The 24876-nt window shown below is 71.6% G+C and carries 23 protein-coding genes and 1 pseudogene; 14 read left to right on the forward strand and 10 right to left on the reverse strand.

What is annotated here, in order from left to right:
* Positions 1–61: 61 nt before the first annotated feature.
* Positions 62–856: a methyltransferase domain-containing protein gene (locus ACH4YP_RS33610; protein ID WP_361052845.1), complete on the reverse strand. Its 795-nt coding sequence runs from the start codon at positions 854–856 to the stop codon at positions 62–64.
* Between the two features lie 235 nt (positions 857–1091).
* Here ACH4YP_RS33610 and ACH4YP_RS33615 point away from each other — a divergent pair, with 235 nt between their 5' ends.
* Complete coding sequence (locus tag ACH4YP_RS33615; protein ID WP_361052848.1) at positions 1092–2219, forward strand: magnesium and cobalt transport protein CorA; 1128 nt, start codon at positions 1092–1094, stop codon at positions 2217–2219.
* Positions 2220–2325: 106 nt separating this feature from the next.
* Here ACH4YP_RS33615 and ACH4YP_RS33620 read toward each other — a convergent pair whose 3' ends face one another.
* Positions 2326–2754 (reverse strand): CBS domain-containing protein, encoded by a 429-nt coding sequence (locus ACH4YP_RS33620; protein ID WP_189840433.1) that lies wholly within the window; start codon positions 2752–2754, stop codon positions 2326–2328.
* 281 nt (positions 2755–3035) lie between these two features.
* On the opposite strand from ACH4YP_RS33620, the gene ACH4YP_RS33625 reads away from it, so the two are divergent.
* The 5 genes from ACH4YP_RS33625 (at position 3036) to ACH4YP_RS33645 (ending at position 7428) form a co-directional block, all read left to right on the forward strand.
* Positions 3036–3677 carry a uridine kinase gene (locus ACH4YP_RS33625; RefSeq protein ID WP_398494567.1) on the forward strand — a complete coding sequence of 214 codons (642 nt, stop codon included), beginning with the start codon at positions 3036–3038 and terminating at the stop codon, positions 3675–3677.
* A 100-nt stretch (positions 3678–3777) separates the two neighbouring features.
* Positions 3778–4173 (forward strand): PPOX class F420-dependent oxidoreductase, encoded by a 396-nt coding sequence (locus ACH4YP_RS33630; protein WP_361052856.1) that lies wholly within the window; start codon positions 3778–3780, stop codon positions 4171–4173.
* Positions 4174–4249: 76 nt separating this feature from the next.
* Entirely contained in the window at positions 4250–4975 is a 726-nt protein-coding gene (locus tag ACH4YP_RS33635; RefSeq protein ID WP_398494569.1) for a DUF2293 domain-containing protein, read from the forward strand.
* 327 nt (positions 4976–5302) lie between these two features.
* Positions 5303–5782 carry an anthrone oxygenase family protein gene (locus tag ACH4YP_RS33640; protein ID WP_361052862.1) on the forward strand — a complete coding sequence of 160 codons (480 nt, stop codon included), beginning with the start codon at positions 5303–5305 and terminating at the stop codon, positions 5780–5782.
* Between the two features lie 158 nt (positions 5783–5940).
* The gene (locus ACH4YP_RS33645) at positions 5941–7428 is read left to right on the forward strand and encodes a glutamate synthase subunit beta (RefSeq protein WP_361052865.1); all 1488 of its coding nucleotides are present in this window, start codon (positions 5941–5943) and stop codon (positions 7426–7428) included.
* Positions 7429–7522: 94 nt separating this feature from the next.
* Here the strand turns inward: ACH4YP_RS33645 and ACH4YP_RS33650 are convergent, their stop codons facing one another.
* A complete protein-coding gene (locus ACH4YP_RS33650; RefSeq protein WP_398494572.1) occupies positions 7523–8038 on the reverse strand; it encodes a carboxymuconolactone decarboxylase family protein in 516 nt (171 codons plus the stop codon).
* Positions 8039–8085: 47 nt separating this feature from the next.
* On the opposite strand from ACH4YP_RS33650, the gene ACH4YP_RS33655 reads away from it, so the two are divergent.
* The 3 genes and pseudogenes from ACH4YP_RS33655 to ACH4YP_RS33665 all read left to right on the forward strand — a co-directional run bounded on the left by ACH4YP_RS33655 (position 8086) and on the right by ACH4YP_RS33665 (position 11094).
* Positions 8086–9495 carry a PLP-dependent aminotransferase family protein gene (locus tag ACH4YP_RS33655; protein ID WP_398494574.1) on the forward strand — a complete coding sequence of 470 codons (1410 nt, stop codon included), beginning with the start codon at positions 8086–8088 and terminating at the stop codon, positions 9493–9495.
* 287 nt (positions 9496–9782) lie between these two features.
* Positions 9783–10292, forward strand: a pseudogene (locus tag ACH4YP_RS33660) (PEP/pyruvate-binding domain-containing protein); the annotation flags it as partial.
* Positions 10293–10461: 169 nt separating this feature from the next.
* Positions 10462–11094, forward strand: a complete 633-nt coding sequence (locus tag ACH4YP_RS33665; RefSeq protein ID WP_361052871.1) for a tyrosine-protein phosphatase — start codon at positions 10462–10464, stop codon at positions 11092–11094.
* 89 nt (positions 11095–11183) lie between these two features.
* Here ACH4YP_RS33665 and ACH4YP_RS33670 read toward each other — a convergent pair whose 3' ends face one another.
* Positions 11184–11447 carry a DUF397 domain-containing protein gene (locus ACH4YP_RS33670; RefSeq protein ID WP_361052874.1) on the reverse strand — a complete coding sequence of 88 codons (264 nt, stop codon included), beginning with the start codon at positions 11445–11447 and terminating at the stop codon, positions 11184–11186.
* Positions 11448–12308 (reverse strand): helix-turn-helix transcriptional regulator, encoded by an 861-nt coding sequence (locus ACH4YP_RS33675; RefSeq protein ID WP_200398948.1) that lies wholly within the window; start codon positions 12306–12308, stop codon positions 11448–11450.
* Between the two features lie 178 nt (positions 12309–12486).
* Between ACH4YP_RS33675 and ACH4YP_RS33680 the strand changes: the two genes are divergently transcribed.
* From ACH4YP_RS33680 to ACH4YP_RS33690, 3 genes are all read left to right on the forward strand, one after another.
* Positions 12487–13110 (forward strand): ATP-binding protein, encoded by a 624-nt coding sequence (locus ACH4YP_RS33680; protein WP_361052877.1) that lies wholly within the window; start codon positions 12487–12489, stop codon positions 13108–13110.
* Positions 13111–13199: 89 nt separating this feature from the next.
* Positions 13200–13655 (forward strand): hypothetical protein, encoded by a 456-nt coding sequence (locus ACH4YP_RS33685; RefSeq protein ID WP_361052880.1) that lies wholly within the window; start codon positions 13200–13202, stop codon positions 13653–13655.
* 466 nt (positions 13656–14121) lie between these two features.
* The gene (locus tag ACH4YP_RS33690) at positions 14122–15984 is read left to right on the forward strand and encodes an ABC transporter ATP-binding protein (RefSeq protein ID WP_398494619.1); all 1863 of its coding nucleotides are present in this window, start codon (positions 14122–14124) and stop codon (positions 15982–15984) included.
* A gap of 40 nt (positions 15985–16024) precedes the next feature.
* Here ACH4YP_RS33690 and ACH4YP_RS33695 read toward each other — a convergent pair whose 3' ends face one another.
* From ACH4YP_RS33695 to ACH4YP_RS33710, 4 genes are all read right to left on the reverse strand, one after another.
* Entirely contained in the window at positions 16025–16195 is a 171-nt protein-coding gene (locus tag ACH4YP_RS33695) for a hypothetical protein (protein ID WP_186001198.1), read from the reverse strand.
* 149 nt (positions 16196–16344) lie between these two features.
* Positions 16345–17058 carry a DUF899 domain-containing protein gene (locus tag ACH4YP_RS33700; RefSeq protein ID WP_398494576.1) on the reverse strand — a complete coding sequence of 238 codons (714 nt, stop codon included), beginning with the start codon at positions 17056–17058 and terminating at the stop codon, positions 16345–16347.
* A 118-nt stretch (positions 17059–17176) separates the two neighbouring features.
* Positions 17177–18379, reverse strand: coding sequence for a cytochrome P450 (locus ACH4YP_RS33705; RefSeq protein WP_398494578.1), 1203 nt, complete (start codon positions 18377–18379; stop codon positions 17177–17179).
* 113 nt (positions 18380–18492) lie between these two features.
* Positions 18493–19899 carry an amidohydrolase gene (locus tag ACH4YP_RS33710; RefSeq protein WP_398494580.1) on the reverse strand — a complete coding sequence of 469 codons (1407 nt, stop codon included), beginning with the start codon at positions 19897–19899 and terminating at the stop codon, positions 18493–18495.
* A gap of 150 nt (positions 19900–20049) precedes the next feature.
* On the opposite strand from ACH4YP_RS33710, the gene ACH4YP_RS33715 reads away from it, so the two are divergent.
* Entirely contained in the window at positions 20050–21000 is a 951-nt protein-coding gene (locus tag ACH4YP_RS33715) for an endonuclease/exonuclease/phosphatase family protein (RefSeq protein WP_398494582.1), read from the forward strand.
* Positions 21001–21030: 30 nt separating this feature from the next.
* On the opposite strand, the gene ACH4YP_RS33720 is transcribed toward ACH4YP_RS33715, so the two are convergent.
* Positions 21031–23007, reverse strand: a complete 1977-nt coding sequence (locus ACH4YP_RS33720) for an FUSC family protein (protein WP_398494583.1) — start codon at positions 23005–23007, stop codon at positions 21031–21033.
* 438 nt (positions 23008–23445) lie between these two features.
* Here ACH4YP_RS33720 and ACH4YP_RS33725 point away from each other — a divergent pair, with 438 nt between their 5' ends.
* Positions 23446–24723 carry a protein kinase gene (locus ACH4YP_RS33725; RefSeq protein ID WP_398494585.1) on the forward strand — a complete coding sequence of 426 codons (1278 nt, stop codon included), beginning with the start codon at positions 23446–23448 and terminating at the stop codon, positions 24721–24723.
* Positions 24724–24876: the final 153 nt, after the last annotated feature.

Consider the following 24876-nt stretch of genomic DNA (forward strand, 5'->3'; position numbering starts at 1 on the left):
GTCGCGGCGAGTCGCAAGCCCTTCGATCCTCGGGAGGGGGCACCGCAACCCTCACCAGGCACTACACCTTCCGCCCCCACGCGGAGATCAGCGGCGCCGTGGCCAGGTCCATCCCGCCCGTGGCCACGTTCGCGAGGTGCCGGTCGATGTCCTGGTCCGTGGCGAGGCCCGCGGCGACGAGCCGGTCGCGGACCTGACGGATCGTCGCGGACTCCAGCGCGCCGCAGGCCGGCGAGGTGATCGGGAAGTACGCGTCGGCCTCGACCTGTCGCAGCCCGGCCTCGCGGAGCAGACGCGGAAGCCGACGCCCGTACGCGAGGTCGGCGCCGTGCTCGGTGAGCAGCTCACGGAACCCGTGGCGCAGCCGGTTGGCCAACTGCTGTTCGGGGCCGCGCTCGTCGGGGCAGGCCAGCGGCTGGAGCGCCGGGTCGGCGTCCTCGACCAGGAGCCGTCCGCCGGGCCGCAGCGCTCGGATCATCGAGTGCAACGCCCGCTCCCTGTCCGCCACATGGACCAGGACGAGCCGGGCGTGCACGAGGTCGAAGCCCTCCCCCGGCGGCTCGTCCGCGCCCACGTCGTGGACGCGCAGCTCGACGGGAGGACGGAACGCCGAGGTGGCCCAGGAGGTGTCGACGTCGGTCGCGACGACCTTGCCGGTGGGGCCGACCTTCTTGGCGAGCCAGGACACCACGGACGTGCCGCCGGCGCCGACCTCCCAGCAGCGCCAGCCGGATCCGATGCCGAACCGTTCGATGTGCCGGAACGTCGTGGGGTCGAAGAGAGCGGCGAGGGCGTCGAAACGCTGCCCCGCCTCGGTCTGCCGGTTGTCGAGGAGATACCCGTCGGTTCGCGTCATGCGCCGATCATCCCAGTTGCCCCGCTTGTCCATGATGGTTGACGCTCCCGATGTCAAGCGCGTCGCGCTCGGCCCGCCAACAGCCGTCGACGCCTCGTCAGTACCGGCCGAGGTCCTGAATCCGGAGCGGAATGTTCCGTTCCCACAGGCTTTCCCGGCCGTCGAAACATCCTGGCAGACTGGCCGCGGCAAGGCGCAGAGTGCGGCGCGAGGAGATCCACGCTAGGAGATCCAGATGTCCATGGCAGGGAATCTGCGAAGGGTCACGGGCCTGAGCAAGGTCGGCGGCCTCCGCAGGGTGGCACGGCTGACACGGCGGCGTGCCCGTGTCGACCTGAGTCATCCCGCCCGGTCTCCGCTGGGCACCGCGGTGGTGAACTGCGTGGCGTACGAGGAGGGGTCGAGGGTCCCCGCCGGCCGCGATCTGGTCGAGACGGTGCGGCGGATCCGCAAGGCCGACGGCGGATTCGTCTGGCTCGGGCTGCACGAGCCGACGGAAGTGGAGTTCGCGGGCATCGCCGAGCTGTTCGACCTCCACCCGCTGGCGGTCGAGGACGCGGTGGACGCCCATCAGCGCCCGAAGCTGGAGCGGTACGGTGACACGCTGTTCGCGGTGTTCAAGACGGTCTGCTACGTCGAGCACACCGAACTGACCTCGACCAGCGAGGTGGTGAACACCGGCGAGATCATGGTGTTCGTCGGCCAGGACTTCGTGGTCACCGTGCGGCACGGCAGGCACGGTTCGCTGGGCCCGTTGCGTGAGGAGCTGGAGGCCCGCCCCGAGCAGCTCGCCAAGGGCCCGGCCGCGGTGCTGCACGCGATCGCGGACCATGTGGTGGACGACTATCTGAACGTCACGGACTCGGTGCAGGAGGACATCGACCAGGTCGAGACGGACGTGTTCGCCGCGAACGGCGCGCGCGCCGACCCCGGGCGCATCTACCAGCTCAAGCGTGAACTCCTTGAGCTGAAGCGGGCGGTGGTCCCGCTGGGCCGGCCCATCATGGATCTCGCCACCCGGCCGATCCGGGTGATCGACCCGGAGATACAGGCCTACTTCCGCGACGTCTCCGACCACCAGCTGCGGGCCGCCGAGCAGATAGCCGCGTTCGACGAACTGCTCAACTCGATTCTGCAGGCGCATCTCGCACAGGTCAGCGTCGCGCAGAACGAGGACATGCGGAAGATCACGGCATGGGCGGCGCTGATCGCCGTGCCGACCATGGTCTGCGGGGTCTACGGCATGAACTTCGACTACATGCCGGAGCTGCACTGGAAGTTCGGCTACGGCCTGGCTGTCGGCGTGATCGCCATCGCGTGCTCCACGCTCTACCGGGGGTTCAAGCGCAACGGCTGGCTGTGACACCGCTCGTCCGGCACTTCCTGCCGGACGAGCGCGTGTCGCGGTGATGCCGCGGGGACGTCGTCGGAACGGCGTGTCCCCGTGAGGACCTCATGGGGACCTCGGGTCAGCGTGCCGCGCTCTTCGCGTAGACGCTCTCGGCCCAGCCCGCGAGTTGTTCGTCCGTCAGATGCGCGGCCAGGTCGGCCTCGCTGATCATCCCGACCAGACGCTTGTTCTCGATCACAGGAAGGCGGCGGATCTGGTGCCCCTGCATCTCGCCGAGCACGTCGCTCACGTCGGCGCCCGAGTCGATCCAGCGCGGTGTGCCCTTGGCCATCTCCCCCGCGGTGATGCGTGCCGGGTCGTGCCCCATGGCCACGCAGCCGATCACGATGTCCCGGTCGGTGAGGATGCCGCAGAGCCGTTCGTTCTCGTCACTGATGGGCAGCGCGCCCACGTTGAGCTCACGCATCAGCTGGGCGGCACGGTCCAGCGTCTCGTGAGCGGGGATCCACTGGGCGCCGCGGTGCATGATGTCTCCGGCGGTGGTCATGTGGTACCTCCCGGTGCCGGACGGCCGGCGCGGCGCGGGGAGGCACCGCTAGTCCCGGCGCCCTACATTCTCGCCGGGTACGGGGAGATACGCACCCGGAAGTTCGCCGCTTCGGCCTGACATCCCGGCCCACCCGGGCTCTCCCCACCCACCTGTCCACCTGATCTCTCCTCGCCCATCCGTCTGCCCGGGCTCTCCCCTCCCCCTCGTCCCCGACCGGGTTCCCCCATGCGTTCGTCCACCGAGACCGCCCGTCCACACCCGTCCACCCGCGCGGCATCATGGGCCGGGTGCGACTCGAAGCGATCACCTGGGAACGGCTCGGCGACCTGCTCGCCGAGCGCCTGCTCGACCTGAAGCCGGCCGACGGGAGTCCCTGGCCGCGTATCGCCTTCGACGGGGCTCCGGCCGCCCGGCCCGGTGATCTCGCCGAACTCGTCGCCGAGGCCCTGCGCCCGCGCGGCCGGTCCGCACTCGTCGTCGGCACGCAGGACTTCCTGCGACCCGCCTCCCTCCGGTTCGAGTACGGCCACCAGGACGTCGAGGCGTACTACGGCGGCTGGTTCGACACCGGCGCCCTGTGGCGCGAGGTCTTCGGCCCGCTGGAAGCCGGCGGCGACGGCCGTGTACTGCCCGACCTCTGGGACCCGGCCACCGACCGGGCAACCCGTAGCCCCTACGTCCAACTCCCGCCCGGTGCCGTGCTGTTGCTGCACGGTCCACTACTGCTGCATCACTGGTTCCCGTTCGACCTCACCGTCCACGTACGCCTCTCACCGGCCGCGCTGCGCCGGCGCACCCCCGAGGGCGAGCACTGGACGCTTCCCGCGTACGAGCGTTACGAGCGCGAGACGGCGCCGGGCGACGCGGCCGACATCCTGGTGCGCGCGGACGACCCGCGCCGCCCGGCGTGGAACGGCTGAGCCACGGCGGAGCTCCCGTCTCGCCGCGGCAGGGCTCCCGTCTTGAGGTTCTCACCCGAAAGGGCTTTTACATGCACACGCATATAATTAGTCTGGTGGCATGACGATCTCCTTCGACGACTCGGTCCGTGCACTCCTCGACGGCAAGAACTTCGCCGGCGTCGCCACACTCGGTCCCGGCGGTGCTCCCCAGAACTCGGTGGTCTGGTTCAAGCGAGAGGGGGACACCGTCCTCTTCTCCTCGACCGACGGCCGGCAGAAGATCCGTAACCTCCGGCGTGACCCCCGGATCAGCGTCTCGGTCTACGACCTCGCCGACCCCTACACCTCGGTGGAGATCCGCGGCACCGCCGAGATCCTCCCCGACGAGGGCAAGCGCCTTCCGTACGAGCTCTCGCACAAGTACCTCGGGATCGACCCGCCCGAGGAGAAGGACGACGAGGTCCGCGTGATCGTCCGTGTCGTGCCCGAGCGGATCGTCGGCTTCTCGGCGTGAACCGGCTTCTCGGCGTGAAGCGGATTCTCGGCGTGAACCGGACGGGCCGCCTCCCCGGGGCGGGAATGACACACCCATGACGACCACGGCGACTCCCCCGCCCCGTACCGGGCTTCTCGTCGTCCAGCCGGTCAAGCGGCGGCACTGTGCCGAGTGCCGGGGCGGGCCGCTCTCGTTGCTGGTGCTGGAGGAGGGAGCGCCCCGGTGTCTCGACTGCGCCGATCTCGGGCAGCTGGTGTTTCTGCCGCGGGGTGACACTGCGTTGACGCGGAGGTCACGGGAGGGGAGCGCGCTGTCGGCGGTGGTCGTACGGTTCAACCGGCGGCGGGGCCGGTACGAGCGGCAGGGTGTGCTCGTCGAGGAGGCGGCGCTCGCGCGGGCCGAGGAGCGCTGTCTCGCGGACGCGGAGGCGCGGCGGAGGCGCCGGGCCCGGGACGCGCGGCGGCGGGCAGCGGAGGATGTGCGGTTCACGGAGGCGTTCGCGGAGGAGATCCGGCGGCTGTTTCCCGGCTGTCCGGACGATCGGGCGTACGCGATCGCCGGGCACGCCTCGGTGCGGGGCAGCGGGCGCGTGGGGCGCGGTGCCGCCGGGCGGGCCTTGTCCGAGGGCGCGGTGACATCGGCCATTCGCGCCGCGGTCAGGCACACGGACACCCCGTACGACCAGCTGCTGATGAGCGGCGTTCCGCGGCATGAGGCCCGGCGCCGGATCGCTCCCGCGGTCGAGACGACGCTCGCGGGGTGGCGCGCGGGTGAGGACAGAGGCGAGGGCAGAGGCGAGGGCGAGGCAAAACGGGGGTGAGCGAAACCCGCCCCAGCCACTCACCCGAACAGCCCTCAGCCGCGCCCCGGCTCTCCAGCCGCCCCACTCCCGGGGCTGGCTCCCAGGCCCGTCCCGGGTATCCCGAGTCCGCCCCGGACCTCGCCCCGGACCTCGCCCCGGGCCCCGCCCCGAGACGACCGGACATGCCCCGAGTCCCTCGGCCATGGTCACCCTTCTCGTACGGCATTTCACTTGTGGTGACAGGGAGTGCTGGGCAGGATCTCTGGGTTCGGGGTCGTCCGGACCGGCGGTTCTGGGAGCGGTGCGCGAGTTGTCGCCCAGGGGTTTTACTACGCGGGAGTTGCCATGATCGAGGGACCGTACTTCGTCATCACCGTGGTGGGGGTGCTCGGCACCGGCTTGGTGGCCGGTGTTTTCTGTGGGTTCTCGACGTTCGTGATGAAGGGGCTCGCCGCGCTGCCGCCGGCGCAGGGAGTCGCCGCGATGCAGGCGATCAACGTGACCGCGCTGATGCCGGCGTTCATGTTCGTGTTCATCGGCTCGGCGGTGCTGTGTGCCGTGCTCGCGGTGGTCACCTTCGTCCTGTGGCCCGACGAGGGCACGGTGGAGATGCTGCTGGGCAGTGCGCTGTATCTGTTCGGCTGTTTCGGGGTCACGATCGCGGCGAACGTCCCGCGCAACAACAAGCTGGCCACGATGGAGGCGGGTACGCCGGAGGCCGTCGCGTACTGGCCCACGTATGTGAGCGAGTGGTCGATGTGGAACCACGTCCGCACGGTCGCGTCGGCCGCCGCCGCGATCTCGTACGTACTGGCGCTGACCTGAGGCGTACCAGTCGGTCGCGCACGTCCGAGGCGGGCGCGGTCACGGCGTCGTATCGTGGCGGGAAGAGTCTGCCGACAGGCCCTCGGCCCGCCGCCCGGACGATGGTGTCGGCGACGGAGACCGTAGGGGCCCCGTTCACGTACGTGAGGGAGACGGCCGTGGCCGATCCCAAGGGTTTCCTCAACGCCTCCCGCGAGGAGTGGCCGCGGCGCCCCGTCGGGCAGCGGGTCCATGACTGGGACGAGGTGTACGTCCCGGGGGCGCTGCTGCCGATCATCCGCACGCAGGCCGACCGGTGCATGGACTGCGGTGTCCCGTTCTGCCACGACGCCTGTCCGCTGGGCAATCTGATCCCCGAATGGAACGACCTGGTCTCGCGCGACGACTGGCGGGCGGCGAGCGACCGGCTGCACGCGACGAACAACTTTCCCGAGTTCACCGGCCGGTTGTGCCCCGCGCCGTGCGAGGCGGGCTGCGTCCTGGCGATCAACCAGCCGGCGGTCACCATCAAGAACGTCGAGGTCGCCATCGCCGACCGGGCCTGGGAGGACGGGTTCGCGCCGCCGCGGCCGCCGGACCGGCTGTCCGGCCGAACGGTCGCGGTGATCGGCTCCGGGCCGACCGGGCTCGCCGCCGCGCAGCAGCTGACCCGGGCCGGGCACACGGTCGCCGTGTACGAGCGGGACGACCGGATCGGCGGGCTGATGCGGTACGGGATCCCCGAGTTCAAGATGGAGAAGCGGCACCTGGAGCGGCGGGTCGCCCAGATGCGGGCCGAGGGAACGAAGTTCCGTACGTCGACCGCCGTCGGCCGGGACGTCGGGGCGGCCGAGTTGCGGGCCAGGTACGACGCCGTCGTCCTCGCCGTGGGCGCCACGGCCTGGCGTGAACTACCGGTCCCCGGGCGGGAGTTGAGCGGCATCCATCAGGCGATGGAGTATCTGCCGCTGGCCAACCGGGTGTGCGAGGGGGATCTGGAGACGTCACCGCTGTCGGCGGCGGGCAAGCATGTCGTGATCGTGGGTGGTGGTGACACGGGTGCCGACTGTCTGGGTACGGCGGTGCGCGAGGGCGCGAGGTCCGTGACGCAGTTGGACATCTACACGCAGCCCGGCGAGGAGCGCGACGAGGACGCCGATCCGTGGCCGGTGTACCCGAAGATCTACCGGCTCTCGGCGGCGCACGAGGAGGCCCGGGACCTGGAGACCGCACCCGCGGCGGACGCGGACGCGCGGCTCTTCGCGGCGTCGACACTCCACTTCACGGGAGATGCGGCCGGGCGGGTGCGTTCGCTGCAGCTGATCGAGGTCGACGCGGAGCGCCGCCCTCGCCCCGGGTCCGGGCGGGTGCTCCCCGCCGACCTCGTGCTGCTCGCTCTCGGTTTCTCCGGCCCCGACCGCTCCGACGGCCTCGTCGATCAGCTCGGACTCGCACTCGATCCCCGTGGCACGATCACCCGCGACGCGGACTTCGCGACGAACGTGCCCGGCGTGTACGCCGCGGGGGACGCCGCGCGCGGCCAGTCCCTGATCGTGTGGGCGATCGCCGAGGGGCGGGCGGTGGCGGCGGCGGTGGACCGCCATCTGACGGGCGCCTCTCAGCTGCCGGCGCCGATCGGGCCGTACGACCGCCCGATGACGGCGTAGCCGCGGCGCGACCGGCGCCGCCGCTCACGCCGGCCACTCACGCCCGCCACCCGCCGCTCGACTCCCGCCCCCCCCTCGCTCCCGCTCCCGCTCTTCAGCGTTCGTCCGTCCCCGCCATCTTCGCGGTCGCCAGGGCGACCCGGTTCCAGGTGTTGATCGCGAAGATCAGGGCCAGTACCTGGGCCAGTTCCTTTTCGTCGAACCGGGCCGCGGCCTCCGCGTAGACGTCGTCCGGGACACCTCCGTCGGCGACCAGGGTCACCGCCTCCGTCAGGGCGAGGGCCGCGCGCTCCTTCTCGGTGAAGAAGTGCGGGGCCTCGCGCCACACGGCGACCATGTGCAGCCGGTCCTCGCTCTCGCCGGCCTTGCGCGCGTCGTTGGTGTGCATGTGGAGGCAGTACGCGCAGTGGTTGAGGTGCGAGGCGCGGATCTGGATCAGCTCGACGAGGGCCGGGTCGAGCCCCTCACGGGCCGCGATGTCGAAGCCGACGAGGGCGCGGAACGCCTTCGGAGCGGCCTTCGCGAAGTTGATCCGGGCGCTCGTCGTCGTGTTCGTCGTCAGGTGCGCCAGGTGCGTCGTGTTCGTCGTGTTCGTCGTGTTCGTCGTCATGACTATGAATCTACGAGCTCAAAAGACCCCCTGTAGGGTGCATTTCCATGGCGGATTCATGGGTCAATTCGGCGGAGCGCATCGGCGCCGACCTGCATCTGGAACTGTCCGGTCCAGGTGGCCGCCGTGCCGCTCTGATCCGTGCCCTGCGCGAGGCGGTCCGCAGTGGACGTCTCGCCCCGGGCACCCGGCTCCCTCCGTACCGCTCGCTCGCCGCCGACCTGGGCGTGGCCCGCAACACGGTGGCCGACGCGTACGCCGAGCTCGTGGCCGAGGGATGGCTGACCGCGCGGCAGGGTTCGGGCACCCTGGTCGCCGAGCGGGCCGAGCCGTTGGGCGCGCACGCGCGCGTACCCAAGAAGGCACCCCCACGCGCGCGTGGACCGCGACACGACCTGCGGCAGGGCACGCCGGACGCGTCGTCGTTCCCGCGTGCCGCGTGGCTGGCCTCGTACCGGCGGGCTCTGCGGCAGGCTCCCAACGAGGCGTTCGGGCCCGGTGATCCCGCCGGCCGGATCGAACTGCGGGTGGCGCTCACGGAGTACCTCGCCCGCGCGCGCGGCGTCCGTACCGAGCCGGGGCGGATCGTGATCTGCTCGGGCTTCGCGCACGCCCTGAGGCTGCTGTTCCCGCAGGTGCTGAGGGGTCCGCTGGCCGTCGAGTCGTACGGCCTCGCCTTCCACCGCGAGTTGCTGACGGCGGCGGGCGTGCGGACCGTCCCGCTGCCGCTCGACGAGGACGGCGCCCGGGTCGACGGCCTGGGCAGGGAGCGGGCCGTACTGCTCACGCCCGCGCACCAGTTCCCGACCGGTGGACCACTGCATCCCGCGCGGCGGGCCGCCGTGATCGACTGGGCACGCGCGCGTGGAGGGGTGGTTCTGGAGGACGACTACGACGGTGAGTTCCGCTACGACCGCAAGCCCGTGGGGGCCGTCCAGGGCCTGGACCCGGAGCGGGTCGTGCACATCGGCTCGGTCAGCAAGAGCCTGTCACCCGCGTTGCGGCTGGGCTGGATGGTCCTTCCGGAGCGGTACGTCGAGGGGGTCCTGGAGGTCAAGGGCGAACGGGAGGCGTGGGCGAGCACCCTGGACCAGCTGACGCTCGCGGACTTCGTCGCCTCGGGTGCGTACGACCGTCATGTACGGCGGATGCGCCAGCGGTACCGGAAGCGGCGGGACCGGCTGGTCGACGCGCTCGCCGTGCACGCGCCGCATGTCGAGGTCACCGGGATCGCGGCCGGGCTCCACGCGGTGCTGCGGCTGCCGCCCGGGAGCGAGCAGTCCGCCGTGAAGGCCGCCGTGTGGCAGGGCCTCGCGCTGGACGGGCTCGCGGAGTTCCGGCATCCGGAGTCGGCCATGGCCGCGCCGGACGGCCTGGTCGTCGGATACGCGACGCCTTCGGAGCATGCGTACGGGGCCGCGCTGGAGGCGTTGTGCGCGGCGCTGCCGCCACCGTGAGCGCGCTGCGTGAGGTGTGAGCAGTGCGTGAGCCGTGAGTGCTGGGAGCCAGGTGAGCACTGGGAGCTGGGTGAGCACTGGGTGAGGAGCAGGCGGTCGGCCGGAATCCGACCTCCGGGTGACATGTCACACAACAACGGGTGGGATCCTCGGCTGTAGGAGGCGTGTCGTTGTCGCGGCCGTACCCCGGTCGGGCAGGAACCCGCCCCCATCCTTCGTTCCGTCGTCAGGCGCAGGGCCACCCCCGCGCGTCCCCCCTGTTGGCGGTCGGTCCTGGGGGGTGTTCGATGACGACGGTTTACGAACGTCATGGAGACGGTGCGCGCGACGGGGACGACCCGGGCGGTGTCCCCCGCATACGCGATCCACTGGCCTCCCGGTTTCCTCAGGCCGCCCCCGAAGTGCCTCAACCCACCGCGGAAGCGGTCCCCTTGGCGAACGCCGTCCCCTTGGCGGAAACGGTGCCATTGGCGGAAGCCGTCCCCTTGAGTGATCCGCGAGCCGCGCGCATCCCGTTCGCCGGCTCCAAGGCGGCGCATCTCGCGCGTGCCGCGCTGGCCGGGCTGCCGGGGTTCGTAGTGCCGCACGGCGAGCGAGCCGGCGACGCCGATCCGGAAGGGCTGCGCCGCGCCTGGCGGGAGCTCTCCGCCGACGGCACACGCCCCCTCGTCGTACGGTCCTCCTCGCCGCGGGAGGACACCCAGGAGTCGTCCCTGGCGGGGCAGTTCGCGTCAGTCCTTGACGTACAGGGCCGGCACGAGTTCCGTGCGGCCGTGCGGACCGTGCTCGACTCGGCGCACCGGCCGGACGGCACGGTCGCTCCGATGGCCGTGCTGGTGCAGCCGATGCTCGCGGCCCGCGTGGGCGGGCCTCCGGGTCGCCCATGGCTGTCGTCGTTCCGTCCCCTCCCCGCACCACCTGCCCACCGGCCGTCCGCGCAGATCCCCGCGCCGAACCGTGCTGAGAGTGCTCACCGGACTCGGTCTCGGCTATCTCGCCCTCTGGGCGACCGGTGCGCTGGGCATCCTCGCGCTGTCGTACTGGACCCGGGAACAGACCCCCGAGCCGGAGGGGACACACGCGGTTCAGGGCATCCACCACTTCCAGCCCGTGGACGCCGAAGGGGAGCTGTGGCGGGGCGCCGCGCCCTCCCCCGCGGGCTACCGGGAGCCGGCCAGGCTCGGCTTCACCACGGTCGTCGACCTGCGGGCCGAGGACCTGAGCGCCGCCCAGCCGGCCGGGCCGGGCAGGGCCGGCCCGATTGCCGTACGGCTGCCGATCCGGGACGGACAGACCCCGACGCCGCACCAGGTACGACGCTTCCTGAGCGTCGTGGGCGCGGCCCCGGGGCCGGTGTTCGTGCACTGTGGGGCGGGTGTGGGCCGTACGGGGACGATGGCCGCGGCGTATCTCGTGCAGGCCGGGCAGGAGTCCCCGTCGGCGGCGGTCCGGCGCAACCTCGCGGTCGGACCGCCTTCGATCGAGCAGATCTACTACGCGCTGAGCCTCGGCCAGGACCGCGCCGAGCAGCCACCGTTCCCGATCGTGGCGGTGAGCCGGCTGGTGGACGCGCCTCGGCGCATGTGGTCCTGGTGGTGAATCGACTGGGTCACTGGATCAACTGAATGCCAAGGTAGGAAGCACGTGGGACAAGTAGGTGCGGATCAAGGACCGGCCGGTGGGCGGCCTCAGGAGAGCAGGAAGTCTGCATCCCCCGCCTTGGCTCCCTGAATGAACGCGGTCATCTCGCCGGGGGTGTAGATGAGGGCGGGGCCGTCCGGATCCGCCGACTGACGGACCGCGATCCGGCCGTCGGAGAGCTTCATCGCCTCCAGGCAGTTGCCGCCGTTGCCGCCGCTCCACGGCTTGTGCCAGCCTTCGCTGCCCAGTTCCCTGGCGGGCATGCCGTTGTAGATCCGCGCGTTGCGTATCCGGGTCTTGATGCGATCCATTCACAGCTCCTTGCGGAGATCCAGCAGGATCTCCTTCGTGCGATGTGCCGTGGCGGCCTGCGCCGCCATGCGGTCCATGACCTCGAGGTGGGTTGCCACCTCGGTACGTCCGTCCAGGTAGACGGCGCCGGTCAGGTACTCGCTGTAGACCATGTCCGGAAGTTCGGGCATGGCAAAGCGGAACAGCACGAAGGGCCCGTACGTGCCCGCGTGCGGCCCCGAGGAGAAGGGGGCGATCTGCAGCGTCACGTTCGGCAGCTTCGTGGCCTCGAGCAGCCGGTCGATCTGGGCGCGCATGACCTCGGGGCCGCCGACGGGGCGGCGCACGGCGGTCTCGTCCATCACGGCCCAGAACCGGGGCGCGCCCTCGCGCGTCAGCAGCTCCTGGCGTTGCATGCGCAGCGCCACATGGCGCTCGATGTCCTCGGGTCTGGTCTGGCCGATGGCGCCGGATTCCATGACGCCACGCGCGTACTCCTCGGTCTGCAGCACTCCGGGGACGAAGTGGGGTTCGTACGAGCGGATGAGGACGGCCGCGCCCTCCAGGCTGACGTACATCGAGAACCAGCCCGGCAGGATGTCGTGGAAGCGCTGCCACCAGCCCGGCAGGTTCGCCTCCTCCGCCAGGGCGACGAAGGCCTCGGCCTCTTCGTCGGAGACGCCGTACGACTTCAGCAGGAGCTGGAGGTACGGGATTTTGAGCGCTACCTCGGCCATCTCCATGCGGCGGACGGTGGCGGAGGTGACGCGCAGGATCCGCGCCGCCTCCTCGCGCTTGAGCCCCGCGCGTTCCCGCAGGTCGAGCAGGCGTCGTCCGAGGACGACCTGCCCGACCGTCGGCGCGGACCGCGGCTCGCTCACGTCCACCTCCACTTTGTCCGGACAGCCCGGGCGGCGCCCGTTCGGGCCCCGGACCGGGTACCCAACTGACGCCGCGCCACGTGCTGTTGCGAGCAGTGTGCCATGGCCATACGACCCGGAACACTGCACTCTGCAATTTCCAGAGTGACACTTGCCAAGTGTTCACGACGGGGAGATAGTGGCAAGCGTGATTCCGTCCGCGCCGTTAGGAACAGACGCAGCCGAGGACCGGTTCCGTCTCGGTGCCGCCGCTGGGGTACGCCCCGAGGTGGCAGCCGAGCGTCGGTTCCGCTTCGAGCTGGCCGCACATCCGGGCTCCGCAGCACAGGCCCGGCATCTGACGCGTGCCCGGCTGTCGGGCTGGTCGGTCTGTGAGGACACCTGCGACACGGCGGAGCTCGTCGTCTCCGAGCTGGTCACCAACGCCATAGTGCACACGGCCAGCCGCCATGTGGTGTGCGAGCTGCACGACGGCGGTGAGCTGGTGCGGATAGCCGTCCGTGACGAGGGGTGTGCGCCGGGTGAGCCCCACCCGTCGCCACAGCGTCCCGAGGAGGAGCACGGGAGGGGATTGCTTCTCGTCGCGGCGATGTGCACAGCCTGGGGCGCCCAGGAAACCGGTCCCGGACTTCTGGTCTGGGCCGACCTTCCGCGCTCGGCGAACAACGGCGCCGAGCCGCGGTCGGACCTGGGCTGGAGTGCGAGGAGCCGGCCGGCCCCAGCCGGCTCCTCGCCGACCGGGGAACACGCGCACGCGGAGCCGAACGGCTCGCAGCCGCCCCCGGCCGGGCACGACTGGTAGTGACCTGAATCGTTCCAGCCGCTTCCCGGCTGGTGCGGCGACAGCCGTTTCCGGACGGTTCGGAAAATTTGGAGAACGGACGGGGCTGAATGGGTGTGAGGGCAACGTCGGCCGGTGCGCCACGGGTGCTGAACCTGGACACGCTGGTCCGCCTGGAGCGCGGCCTGCGGACGACGTCCGGGACCGGGCCTTCGCGGCGGCTGACCGTACCGGAGGGCATGCGGGCACCACTGGGCTGTGACGCGGTGGCCATGCCCGCGAGACTCGGCCCGCTGCTGATGCCCCGCCTGCCACGCGTCGGCTGTGTGTACGCCGACAGCACGCACTGGTGGTGGCTCGTACCCTCCGACTCCGACGTCGCCCTGGAGTGGCCCGCGCCCGCGCACTACGCCACGGGGGCGCTCGTACCCGCCTCGCCCGGCCTCCCCGGGCTCATCCACAGACCCGGCGGCACGCTTCCCTACACGCCGCCGATCCCGCTCTATCTGGCGCTGTGCCGGCTGACGGGGACTCCACCGGCCTGGACGAGGCCCGTCAGCGCGTGAGCGCTCCGCTGGGGTGCGCTGCATTCGTCTGCGGATAGTCGTGGGCTGGTCGCGCCCCGCGGCGGAGCCGCTTATGTCACAGCCCCGCGCCCCTTCGCCCCCCACACACACAGCGCGCGGCCCTAAGCGCCCGGGCGTGCTCCGGTTACGCCGTGGCGGACCGGGCGCGCGCCCTGCCCGATGACGTCCCGCGCCGCGATAGTGGCCGTTCGTCCACGATCGGGGGAGGTCACCGGTGGGACCGGCGGAATCTGCGGGAGCTGCGAAGAAGACCGGGCGGAGAACCACGAAGAAGACCGGCAGGGCGGGGAGGACCGGGCCGGCGGGAACCGTGAAGACGGGATCCGTGAACGGGAAGCCCGGCGCGGCCGAACCCGACCCGTCCGGGCCCGAACCGTCCAAACCCTCCGAACCCGAACCGTCCGAGTCCGAGCGGCTGCTCTTCGGCGGCCCTCTGCGCTACGACATGGGCTGGTCGCAGCACTCCGACGCGTTCATGGAGCTGAACTTCCGGGCCATGGTGACGCGGCTGCCCTCGCTGCTGGCGTCCAGCTTCCGGCTCGCCTGGCAGGCGGACCGCCAGGCCGCACGGATCGTGCTGAGCGCGGAGGTGGGCCGGGGCCTCGCCCAGGCGGTGAGTCTGCTCGCCGTCAACAGCGTCCTGGGGCGGCTGATGGCGACCGGCCCGGTGCAGGACCGGCTGCGTGACGCGGTGCCCGCGCTCGTCACGGTCGCCGTCGTGATGCTGCTGGCCGCACTGCTGCGGGCCGCCTCGACGTACGCCACGGGCCGGCTCGAACCGAAGGTGGAGCGCGTCGCTACGGAGCTGTATCTGGAGCGGGCCGCGGCGGTCGAGCTGTCCGCGATCGAGGACGAGGCCTTCCACAAACTGCTGGACACGGCACAGTACGGAGCCTCGTCCGCCCGGCGCATGATCGGGATCGCCACGCGTGTGGTGAACGCGATGATCTCGCTGGTCGCGGCTGCCGGTGTCCTCACCGTGCTGCACGCGGCACTGCTGCCGCTCCTGGTGACGATGACGCTGCCGAGCGCGTGGAGCGCACTGACCATAGCCCGGCGCCGCTACGCGTCGTGGCACGCCTGGGTGCAGCACGCGCGGGCCGGCCGGCTGATCAGCGGTCTGCTCACCGAGCCCGCCGCCGCGCCGGAGATCCGCGTCCACGGGGTCGGCCCCTTCCTGCTGCGGCACTTCCGCGCGATGTCGGAGTACGCGGAGGCGGAACAGGCCCGGCTCGCCCGTCTGGAGGCGCGGACCGGGCTGATCGCGGCCGCCTGGACCGGACTTGCCACCGTGGCGACGTACGCGACACTCGGCGGGCTGCTGCTGGCCGGCGCGATGGCGCTGTCCGTGGCGGGCACGGCGGTGATCGCGATCCGTACGGGCTCCGCGAGCCTCGACACGCTCGTACTTGAGGTCAACACCCTCCATGAGGAAGCCCTGTTCGTCGGGGATCTTCAACGTCTGTACGTGGAGGCGGCCGAGCGCGCGATCCCGGTCGGCGGCGTGCCGCTGCCCGAGGATCCGCGCGAGATCCGCTTCGAGGACGTCACGTTCACCTATCCGGGCAGTGCGGCCCGCCCCGCGCTGTCGGACCTGACGCTCACTTTGCCGCTCGGCAAGATCGTGGCGCTCGTCGGGGAGAACGGCTCCGGGAAGACCACCCTGGTCAAGCTGTTGTCGGGCCTGTACGCGCCGCAGCGGGGCCGGATCCTGTGGGACGGCGTGGACGCGGCGACCGCCGACCGGCATCAACTCGCCGAGCGCATCGCGATGGTGGCGCAGGACTTCAAGAGGTGGCCGTTCACCGCCCGGGTGAACGTCGCGATCGGCCGGACCTCGGCGCCGCTCACCGACGAGCGGCTGCGCACGTCCGTCACCGAGGCGGGCGCCGAGGACGTGGTGGACGATCTGCCGCGCGGTCTGGACACGCTGCTGGCCCGGATGTTCAGCGGCGGCCACGAGTTGTCGGGCGGCCAGTGGCAGCGGCTCGGTATCGCGCGGGCGGCCTACCGCAGGGGCGCGATCCTGGTCGTGGACGAGCCGACGGCGGCTCTCGACGCCCGTGCCGAGCTGGAGGTCTTCGAGAAGATCCGGGCCCTCGCGGGTACCGGTCAGACGGTCGTCCTCATCACACACCGCCTCGCGTCGGTGCGCCACGCCGACCTGGTGCACGTCCTCGACCAGGGCCGGCTCGTGGAGTCCGGCACTCCGGATGAGCTGCTGTCCTCGGGCGGGGTCTACGCCGAGCTGTACTCGCTCCAGGCGGAGCAGTTCGCCGCCAAGGTGCCGGCGCCCAAGGCCGGTTGAGGGCCGGCTGAAGGCCGGTGCGTCTTACGCCGGGGGCGCCTCACTCGGCGAGTTCCCGCACGACCACCAGGAAGGCGTCCGTCGACAGATCCATCACGACCTCGACGTGCTGCCCCTCCAGGCGGCGTGCCTGCGCGAACTCCTCGGCCGGCCACGAACCACGCGGCCCACCGGCGGGAAAGCGCTCCAGCACCGTTCGCCCGTTCACCACGTTGCACCTCCATGTAGCGCTGCTCTCCTGAGATCTCCTGAGAGCCCTTGAAGAGTTAAACGCCAAACATGGGGTGGACGTCTCGCGAAGTGACGTTACTGAGACGTAGCTGACACGAGGCCATCACACCTCGAACCCAGTCCTCGTACTCAGTCCTCGTACTCGTCGTGGTACCGGACGCGCTCGCTGCCGGCGGGCGCGTCCAGTGCCGACGCGCGCCCCTGCGGCCGCTCCCACTCCTCCTGCCGGCCGAGGGCGGTGAGGTCCAGGAGACTCGTGGTGGAGCCCAGTCCGTCCAGTCCGCGCTCGTACGTCGAGTACGTGTGGAAGACCCGCTCACGGTCGCGGAGGAAACAGCTCACCCCGGGCCGTTCGTACGGGTCGTGGCTCTGGCCGCCGGCGCTGCTGTCGTGGCCCTCGAACGACACCTGGAAGTCGTGGTTGAAGTCGTTGCCGTACGACGAGTACCAGGGCACCGTCCATCCCATCCGCGCCTTGAAGGGCAGGATCTTCGTGTACGGCGCCCTGGAGACCACCGCGAACTCGGTGCCCCGCGCGCGCAGATGCGCGAGGTGCCCGATCTGGTCGACGAAGCCCGAGCAGCTGCGGCAGCCGGAGTCCCACTCCGGCGCGAACATGAAGTGGTAGACGACGAGTTGAGGCCGCCCTTCGAAGAGGTCGAACAGCGTCGCCTTGCCGTCCCCGCCCTCGAAGACGTACTCCTTGTCGATCTCGACCATCGGCAGTCGTCGCCGCTCGGCGTTCAGCGCGTCGCGCGCGCGGGTCGCTGCCTTCTCCCTGACCAGCAGTTCCTCGCGTGCGCCGCGCCACTCGTCGCGCGACACGATCCGCGGAAGCGTCATCTGCCCCTCCTCCGGTGCGGTGCTTTCCCTGGGTGGACCGGAGGGAGGGGCGGAACTCATCGGTGGGGCGCGGAATTTCTTTCGGCCGGTGCCTCAGTGCATCAGTACGTCCGCGGCATCAGTACGTCACCGGAAGCGTGAGCAGGCCCCGGGCGCGGAGAGACGGTCGCCACCGGAGGTCCCCCGGGTCGCCGTCAAGCTTCAGGTCAGGGAGGCGTTCCAGCAGGGCGGCCAGGGCGATCTCCGTCTCCAGGCGGGCCAGTGGTGCGCCCAGGCAGTAATGGATGCCGTGGCCGAGCGCGAGATGTCCGCCGGCGTCGCGCCCGAGGTCGAACCGGTCGGCGTCCGGGAAGCGGCGGGGGTCACGGTTGGCGGCGGCCAGGGACAGCAGGACCGTCTCGCCCGCCGGAACGGTGACGTCGCCGATCGTCACGTCCTCCCGCGGGAAGCGGCGGATGGCCAGCAGGGCAGGTCCGTCGTAGCGGACGAACTCCTCGGTGGCGGCCGGAAGTCGGGCGGGGTCCGCGCGGAGAGCGGCCAGTTGGTCGGGGTGCTGGAGCAGCGCGAGGACCGCGGTGCCGATGAGCTGCACCGTGTTCTCGTATCCCGCGAAGAGGATGAGGAAGGCGAGCGACATCAGCTCGTCCTCGGTGAGCCGGCCGTTCCCCGCGCTGTCGCTGTCGTCCCTGACCGCGATGAGGTCGGAGAGCAGGTCGTCGGCGGGCTCCTTCCGCTTGTCCGCGAGGAGTTGGGTGAAGAAGCCAAGCATCGCCACGACGGCTTCCTTGGCGGCCTGCGGCCTGGCCGGGTCGGGCGCGACGAGCGCGTCGGTCCAGTCCCGGAAGTCGCGGCGGTGCTTGTCCGGTACGCCGAGCAGGTCGCAGATGACGGTGATGGGGAGGGGCGCGGCGTACGCGGCGATCAGGTCCGCGCTGCCGTGGGCGCCCAGTGCGTCGAGAAGCCGGTCGGCGGTCTGCCTGATGGGGGCGCGCAGTTGCTCGACGCGGCGCGTTGTGAAGGCCCGGCCGACCAGGCGGCGGATGCGGGTGTGGTCGGGCGGGTCCATGTTGAGGAGGTTCGCGTCCAGGGCGGGCGGCAGAGCGAAGCCCTTGTAATTCCCGGGCAGCGCATGCCTCTTGTCCAGCGAGAGGAGCGGGTTCGCCAGGGACTCGCGTACGTCGTCGTAGCGCGTGACCAGCCAGGCGGGGCTGCCGTCGGGGCCGACGACACGGTGCACGGGCGCGGTGTCGCGCAGCCGGTCGTAGACGGCGTACGGATGGGCGAGAAGGCCATCGGTGAGAAGGTCCTGATCAGTGGACATGGGCCCACCCTAAGCGCCCCGTTGGGGGGCGCGGGGAACTGCGCGACAAGCCCCCACAAGCCCGCAGCAGAACGAACCGCATACCCAAACGAGCCGCACACCCAGCGGAGCGCTCACGTGTCGTAGTCCTGGATCCGCTTGCCGTGGCTCCGGTCGATCAGGGCGGGCATCCGTTCGTTCATCTCCCGCACGATCGCGGGCACATCGAGGGTGAGCAGCTCGCGGTCGCGCATGATCACCCGCCCGTCGACGATCGTCGTGCGTACGTCGCCGGAGCGGGCGCTGTGCACGAGGGTGGCGGCGAGGTCGTGCACGGGCTGGGTGTGCGGGCCGCTCACGTCGACGAGGATGATGTCGGCCCGGCGGCCCGGCGCGAGGCTGCCGATCTCCTCGCCGAGGCCGACCGCCCGCGCGCTCTGCAACGTCGCGTGGTGCAGGGCCTGTCGGGAGGTCAGCCGGCGCGGGTCGCTCTCGGTGAACTTCTGCACCAGCGCGGTGAGGGCCATGGACTCCCACACGTCCAGGGAGTTGTTGGACGCGGCCCCGTCCGTGGCGAGGCCCACGGAGATGCCGAGCTCGCGCAGGGCACGTACCGGAGTCGTCGTGGGCCAGGCGAACTTGAGGTAGCCCCGGGGCGCGCTGGCCACGGCGATCCGGCCGGTGGCGCGGGCGAGTACGGGCAGGTCGCGCTCCATGATGCCGGTGCCGTGCGCGATGAGCAGGTCGGTGTCGAGGAGTCCTGCGCCGGCCAGCACCTCGATGGGGGTGCGGCCGTGGCGGGCGAGGCCGGTGTCGGCCTGGTCGCGGTTCTCGGAGGCGTGGATGTGCACCAACAGGCCGTGTTCGTCGGCGAGTCGGGCGGTGGCGGCGAGGTCGGCGTCCTCGACGGTGTACGGGGCGTGCGGCGCGAGCGAGGTGGTGATGCGGCCGTCGGCGGTGTCGCGGTGGCGGAGGGCGAAGTCCAGCGACTGCTCGCGTCCCTCGGCGCCCTGGGAGGAGAAGAACGCCTGTCCGAGGTTGGCGCGCATCCCGCTCTCGGCGGTCACGGCGGCGACCGTGTCCATCGAGAAGTAGTGGTCGGCGAAGCAGGTGACCCCGCCCCGGATCATCTCGGCGCAGGCGAGCCGCGCGCCCAACTCCACGTCCTTCTCCTGGAGGTTGGACTCGATGGGCCAGACGAACTCGTTGAACCACTCCTCGATGGGCAGGTCCTCCGCGATGCCGCGCAGGGTGACCATCGGGGAGTGCGTATGGCAGTTGACGAGGCCTGGCATCGCGACCTGGCCGCGGGCGTCGATGCGCACGGTGTGCTCCGCGGCGGGGAGATCGACCGGTCCGGTGGTGACCGCCTCGATACGGCCGGCCCGTACGACGATGGTGGCGTCCTCGACGAAGCCGATCTGTTCGCGTTCGTCGTGCACGAGGGCGGTGCAGCGGGTGATGACGAGATCGGCCGGGAGACCGGTTTCACCGGCAGAGCTGTTGGTCGTCGCGTCGGGCGTGGGCTCGGGCGAGGTCATCACGCCACGGTACGACGGGATCGTGCCGTCGGGTGACGTGAACCGCGCATCCTGTGCCGGCCCTGTCGCCCCGGCGGTTTCCCGCGCACGCTGGCCTCATCATTCGACGGGCGGCGCCCCTTGGACGGCGCGTCCGGGAAGGAGCCCGGCATGCTCCTCGGCACCTGGAACCTGGAGAACCTGTACCGGCCCGGCGGCGCGTTCGGACCGCGCAGCGAGACCGCGTACAAGGCGAAGCTCACCGCTCTGGCCTCGGTCGTCACGGAACTCGACCCCACGCTGCTCGGCGTGCAGGAGGTCGGAGATCCGGAGGCGCTGGCGGACCTGGCGGGGATGCTGGACGGCGACTGGCACATCGCGCTCTCGGAGCATCCGGACAGCCGCGGCATCAGGGTCGGTTTCCTCAGCCGCCCGGAACCGCGGACGGTCATCGACTCGAACTCGTTCCCCGCACCGCTGCGACCGGTGCAGGGCGACGACGACGGTGAGCCCGTCTCCCGGACGGGCCGCGGCTTCCTGGCCGCGGAGATCACGATCCCGGGGATGACCCTGACCGTGGCGGTCTGCCATCTCAAGTCGAAGCTGCTGACCTTCCCGGGCGGCCGGTTCCAGCCGCGGAACGAGGGCGAACGGGCCCGCTACGGCGCGTACGCCCTGTACCGGCGGGCGGCCGAGGCCACGACGCTGCGTGCCGTCGCGGACGACCTCCTCGACGGCAGGGGCAAGGAGCGGAACGTGGCCGTGCTCGGCGACCTCAACGACGAGGTGGCGGCCGCCACAACCCAGATCCTTCAGGGTCCGCCCGGTTCCGAGATCGGTACGCCGGGCTTCGAACGGCCCGACCAGGGCGACGCGGCCCGGCTCTGGAACATCGCGCCCCTCATACCGGAGGAGCAGCGTTTCTCCCGCGTCCACTCCGGCCGCCCCGAACTGATCGACCACATACTGGTCAGCCGGCTGCTGCTCGACCATGTGACCCGGGCGGGCACGGGGACGCCGGTCCGGGCACCCGCGCTTCCGTCGGTCGACGGGAACGCGGGTGCCCGGCGGGACGCGGCGGGGTCGGACCACGCGCCGGTGTGGATGCGGGTTGAGTCCTGAGAGGAACCCTCGGGGAAGCCTGTTCGTCGCTCAGGCGCTGAGGCGGTCGGCCGGAGGGTCGTCCGCGAGGCCGGCGCGTTCGCGCTGCTCCACGAGTTCGTCGAGGAGGGTGGCGAGGCGCTCGGTGTGCCGCGGGGTGAGCCGGCCCGTGTCGTCGAGGTGGACGGCGCAGGCGGTGGTGGTGTCGACGAGGCGTTCGAGGGTGGCGGCGACCTCGTCGGTGCCCTCCGTGTGCCGGGCCAGGGTGGGCAGTTCGGCGGCGGCGCGGTCGATCGCGGCCCGGGCCTCGGCCAGCTTCCGGTAGGCCTCTCGGCGCAGCGCCCAGCGGGCGGCCCGGTCGTCGGCGCCGCTCAGCACGTGGGTGAGATACGCGTGGGCGGCGTCGGTGGCGGAGGCGAGGCGGGCCTTCACGTTCCCGCCGCGCTGTCCCGGGGCCGGCAGATGGCCCACGATCAGCACGATCGCGCAGGCCAGCAGCGTCTCGCCGATACGGCTCCAGGAGGCTTCCGGCGCCCCGCCGACCATGACGAGGGAGAGCACAAGGACGGTGACGACGGCGGTCTGCGCGGCGAAGTGCCTGGTGGCGACGGGTATCAGGGCTCCGCTGATCGCCACGAGCGCCACCAGCCCCTCCGGCCGGGGCAGCACGGCCGCGAACCCCGCGAAGACGAGGGCCCCCAGGACGGTGCCGGCCGCCCGGTTCAGCACACGCGAGACGAGCGGCCCGAGGTCCGGCTTCACGAGGAAGACGGCGGTGGCCGGCAGCCAGTACCAGTGCACGTGGTGCAGGGCCTGCGCGACGGCCGCGCTGGCGCCGTAGCAGAGGGCGACACGGAAGCCGTACTCACGGCCACCCTGACCGGTGACCGTGCGGAGCAGTGCCTTGGCGCGGAAGGGCCGTAGGCGCAGGCCCTTGTGCGCGGTCTGCCGGGCGCCACGGTCTAGGGGGTTGGCGCCGGAGTTGCCGTGGAGGGAAGCGCCGCGCTTGTCATCGGCCTTGTCGCTGCGGGTCTTCTCGCCGTCGGTGTCGCTGCCGCCGGCCTGCCTGCCGCCGGTCTGCCGGCCACCGATCTGGTTGTCGCCGGTCTGCCGGCTACCGGTCCGCTGGTCGCCGGTCTTCCTGCCACCGCGGTCGAAGGTCTCGGCGGCGTGCAGGAGTGCGTCGTCGAGGGCGCGCAGTCCGGGTACGGACCGGGCGGGCGCGGGCAGCGGCCCGCAGGGCTCGCCGGTCCGTACGGCGGCGGCGAGCCGACGCGGCCCCTCCGCCGTACGGGCGAGCAGCGCGTCCCCGGCCCAGGCCAGCGCGGTCGCGGCCTCGGCGAGCGGCAACGCGGCGGCGTACTGCGCCCGTAGCCGCCGCTCGGCGGAGGAACTGGCGTACCGCCGCAGCCGGGGCCCCGCGAGCGCGTCCTGCGCATGGTCGAGCGCGGCGGTGAGGGCGGCCCGCCGGGCCCCGGCCTGCTCGCCGCCGGCAGCGGAGAGCAACTCGGCGATGGCGTCGTAGACGTCCGCGACGGCCACCCGCTCCCCGTCGAACCGGAAGTCATGGGCGAGGGCCCCGGGTGTGGGCAGCACAAGCCGCAGCACGATCAGCCAGCCGGCTCCGGCCAGGAAGAACAACGCTCGCTGCCACCCGGGTTCGGGCAGCGGCATCCCGGCCCCGATGGCCGCGGCGACGAGCAGCTGCGTACCGGCCCCGGAGGACACGGGCCCCACGGCGCTCACGGCCCCGGCGAGCAGCCCGAGCGCGGTGAGTGTCAAGGTCAGCGGAACGGCCCCGAGGCCCTCCCCCGCGTACGTACCGACGACGAGCCCCGCGGCCCCGGCGAGCCCGGGCACCCCGATGCGATGCACGGCGGTGCGCCGGCTCCCGGGCCGGTCGTTGATCCCGGCGAGCATGGCTCCCAGGGCGGCCATCACCCCGACGGACTCCCGCCCGACGAGCACGGCCGCGAGCAACAACGGCCCGGCGGCGAGCGCCCCGCGCACGACGGCGTTCCACGGCACGGGCCCCCTCTGCGCACGCAGCGCATGCGTGAGCCAGGGAGGCAGGGCAACGGAGACAACGGAGAAGGGTCGCGGCACGGGCACGGGGCTCCTGTCGGGACGAGGGCGGTTGCGGGTGGCATGCCTTCGGGCGACGTCGGCCTTGGCGGTGGTGTTTGCGAGCGATGTATACGGGTGGCGCTTACAAGTGGTGCTTACGGTAGGTCGGGTTCCTGGAGGGTATGGGGTCCATGCGTTTCGGGGGTGTGACGATTGTCGTAGTGGCCACGTTCTTTATGTACGCAATCGGGATGTACGCAATCGGGGGCAGGCCCCAGACGCCCGGGACGAGAAGGGGCAAGTCCCGATCACGCAAGACCCGGTCCCGGCGCCCCTGCCGTCGACTACGGTTACGACTGCTGACATACAGCGGCTGACCAGGGCGAAAGGACGACCTACGTGAACGCGGCTCCGCTGAGCCCCGAGGATCCGACCGAGCTCGGCGGATTCGAGCTGCTCGGCCGCATCGGTCACGGCGGAATGGGCCAGGTCTACCTCGGTGAGTCGCCCGGTGGAGAGCCCGCGGCGGTGAAGGTCATCAAGCCCTCGGTGGTCGACTCCGAGACGCGTCTGCGCTTCGCCCAGGAGATCGAGGTCCTCAAGACGATCTGGGGCCCGCGCATCGCGGCGTTCCTCGACGCGGACGCCGAGGCCGAACAGCCCTGGCTGGCCACGGAGTACATCGACGGGCCGGACCTTCGGAAGCACATCCACACCCATGGCTCCCTGCCCCTGGTGCTGGCCGCCTCCTTGGGTGCCACGCTCGCGGAAGCCCTCGCCGGAGTCCACAAGCAGGACCTGCTTCACCGCGACCTCAAGCCCGCGAACATCCTCCTAGGACCGAACGGCCCGAAGATCATCGACTTCGGCCTCGCGGTGTTCACCGAGTCGAGCGCGTCTCTCACCGCCCCGAACACCGTGCTCGGCACCCCCGCGTGCATGGCCCCCGAGCAGGCCAACGGCGTCAAGCCGCTCACCTCGCCCGTCGACGTGTACGCGCTCGGCGCCGTCCTGTTGTACGCGGCGACCGGCCACTACCCGTTCCAGGCCGACAACATCCACGCCCTCTTCCACCTGATCACCAAGGCGGACGCGCGGCCGGACCTGACCGGAGCCCCGGAGGAACTCGTCCCGCTCCTCACGGCGATGCTCTCGTACGACCCGCAGGCCCGGCCCGACCTGTCGGCGGTCGTCAAGGCGTGCCGCGCCGTGATCGAGGCCCAGGGTCTCAAGATCGCCCAGGCCCGGCGTCGCCTCACCGCGCACACCGCGGCGACCACGGTCCAGGACACTCCGCCCGTTCCCGACGTACCCGCGGTCCCCGCCGTCCCCGCCACTCCGATGGATGCCATGGATGCCGTGGACGCCACGGATGCCGCCGCGTTCGCGGACCTGACCACAGCGGCGCTTCCCCAGTCGCCGGGCGCCACCGCGCCCACTGTTCCCCTCCCCCAGGACGCCGCCGCCCCCGCCGTGTACACCCCCACGGTCAAGGCCGAGCCCAGCCCAGCCGTCCCCGATCAGCCGCCCGTCCGGCCCGTCGCGGCCCCCGGCACTCCACCGGCGGCCCACCGTGGGCGGGAGCGCACCGGCCCGGGGCCGCTCCGCACCTCCGCCCAAGCCAAGCGTGTCGCCCAGCAGTTGCGCGAGACCTACGCCCAGCGCGCGAAGTTCTGACCCCGGACCACCCCGAGGCACCGCCGGACACGGGAAGCCCGCACCCCGCACGACACATCAGCACAGGAGGCAGCGCACGTGACCGTCGACCAGGCCGACGTCGCTCGGGACGCCCAGCAGGGCAGCGCGCCGGGAGAGACTCCGGAAACTCCG

The sequence above is a fragment of the Streptomyces sp. NPDC020747 genome (assembly GCF_044334695.1).
GTDB lineage: Bacteria > Actinomycetota > Actinomycetes > Streptomycetales > Streptomycetaceae > Streptomyces.

Coding starts and splice junctions, on each gene's coding strand:
- ACH4YP_RS33610 (WP_361052845.1), bottom strand. CDS start 856: ATGACGCGAACCGACGGGTATCTCCTCGACAACCGGCAGACCGAGGCG.
- ACH4YP_RS33615 (WP_361052848.1), top strand. CDS start 1,092: ATGTCCATGGCAGGGAATCTGCGAAGGGTCACGGGCCTGAGCAAGGTC.
- ACH4YP_RS33620 (WP_189840433.1), bottom strand. CDS start 2,754: ATGACCACCGCCGGAGACATCATGCACCGCGGCGCCCAGTGGATCCCC.
- ACH4YP_RS33625 (WP_398494567.1), top strand. CDS start 3,036: ATGGGCCGGGTGCGACTCGAAGCGATCACCTGGGAACGGCTCGGCGAC.
- ACH4YP_RS33630 (WP_361052856.1), top strand. CDS start 3,778: ATGACGATCTCCTTCGACGACTCGGTCCGTGCACTCCTCGACGGCAAG.
- ACH4YP_RS33635 (WP_398494569.1), top strand. CDS start 4,250: ATGACGACCACGGCGACTCCCCCGCCCCGTACCGGGCTTCTCGTCGTC.
- ACH4YP_RS33640 (WP_361052862.1), top strand. CDS start 5,303: ATGATCGAGGGACCGTACTTCGTCATCACCGTGGTGGGGGTGCTCGGC.
- ACH4YP_RS33650 (WP_398494572.1), bottom strand. CDS start 8,038: ATGACGACGAACACGACGAACACGACGAACACGACGCACCTGGCGCAC.
- ACH4YP_RS33655 (WP_398494574.1), top strand. CDS start 8,086: ATGGCGGATTCATGGGTCAATTCGGCGGAGCGCATCGGCGCCGACCTG.
- ACH4YP_RS33670 (WP_361052874.1), bottom strand. CDS start 11,447: ATGGATCGCATCAAGACCCGGATACGCAACGCGCGGATCTACAACGGC.
- ACH4YP_RS33685 (WP_361052880.1), top strand. CDS start 13,200: ATGGGTGTGAGGGCAACGTCGGCCGGTGCGCCACGGGTGCTGAACCTG.
- ACH4YP_RS33690 (WP_398494619.1), top strand. CDS start 14,122: ATGGGCTGGTCGCAGCACTCCGACGCGTTCATGGAGCTGAACTTCCGG.
- ACH4YP_RS33700 (WP_398494576.1), bottom strand. CDS start 17,058: ATGACGCTTCCGCGGATCGTGTCGCGCGACGAGTGGCGCGGCGCACGC.
- ACH4YP_RS33705 (WP_398494578.1), bottom strand. CDS start 18,379: ATGTCCACTGATCAGGACCTTCTCACCGATGGCCTTCTCGCCCATCCG.
- ACH4YP_RS33710 (WP_398494580.1), bottom strand. CDS start 19,899: ATGACCTCGCCCGAGCCCACGCCCGACGCGACGACCAACAGCTCTGCC.
- ACH4YP_RS33715 (WP_398494582.1), top strand. CDS start 20,050: ATGCTCCTCGGCACCTGGAACCTGGAGAACCTGTACCGGCCCGGCGGC.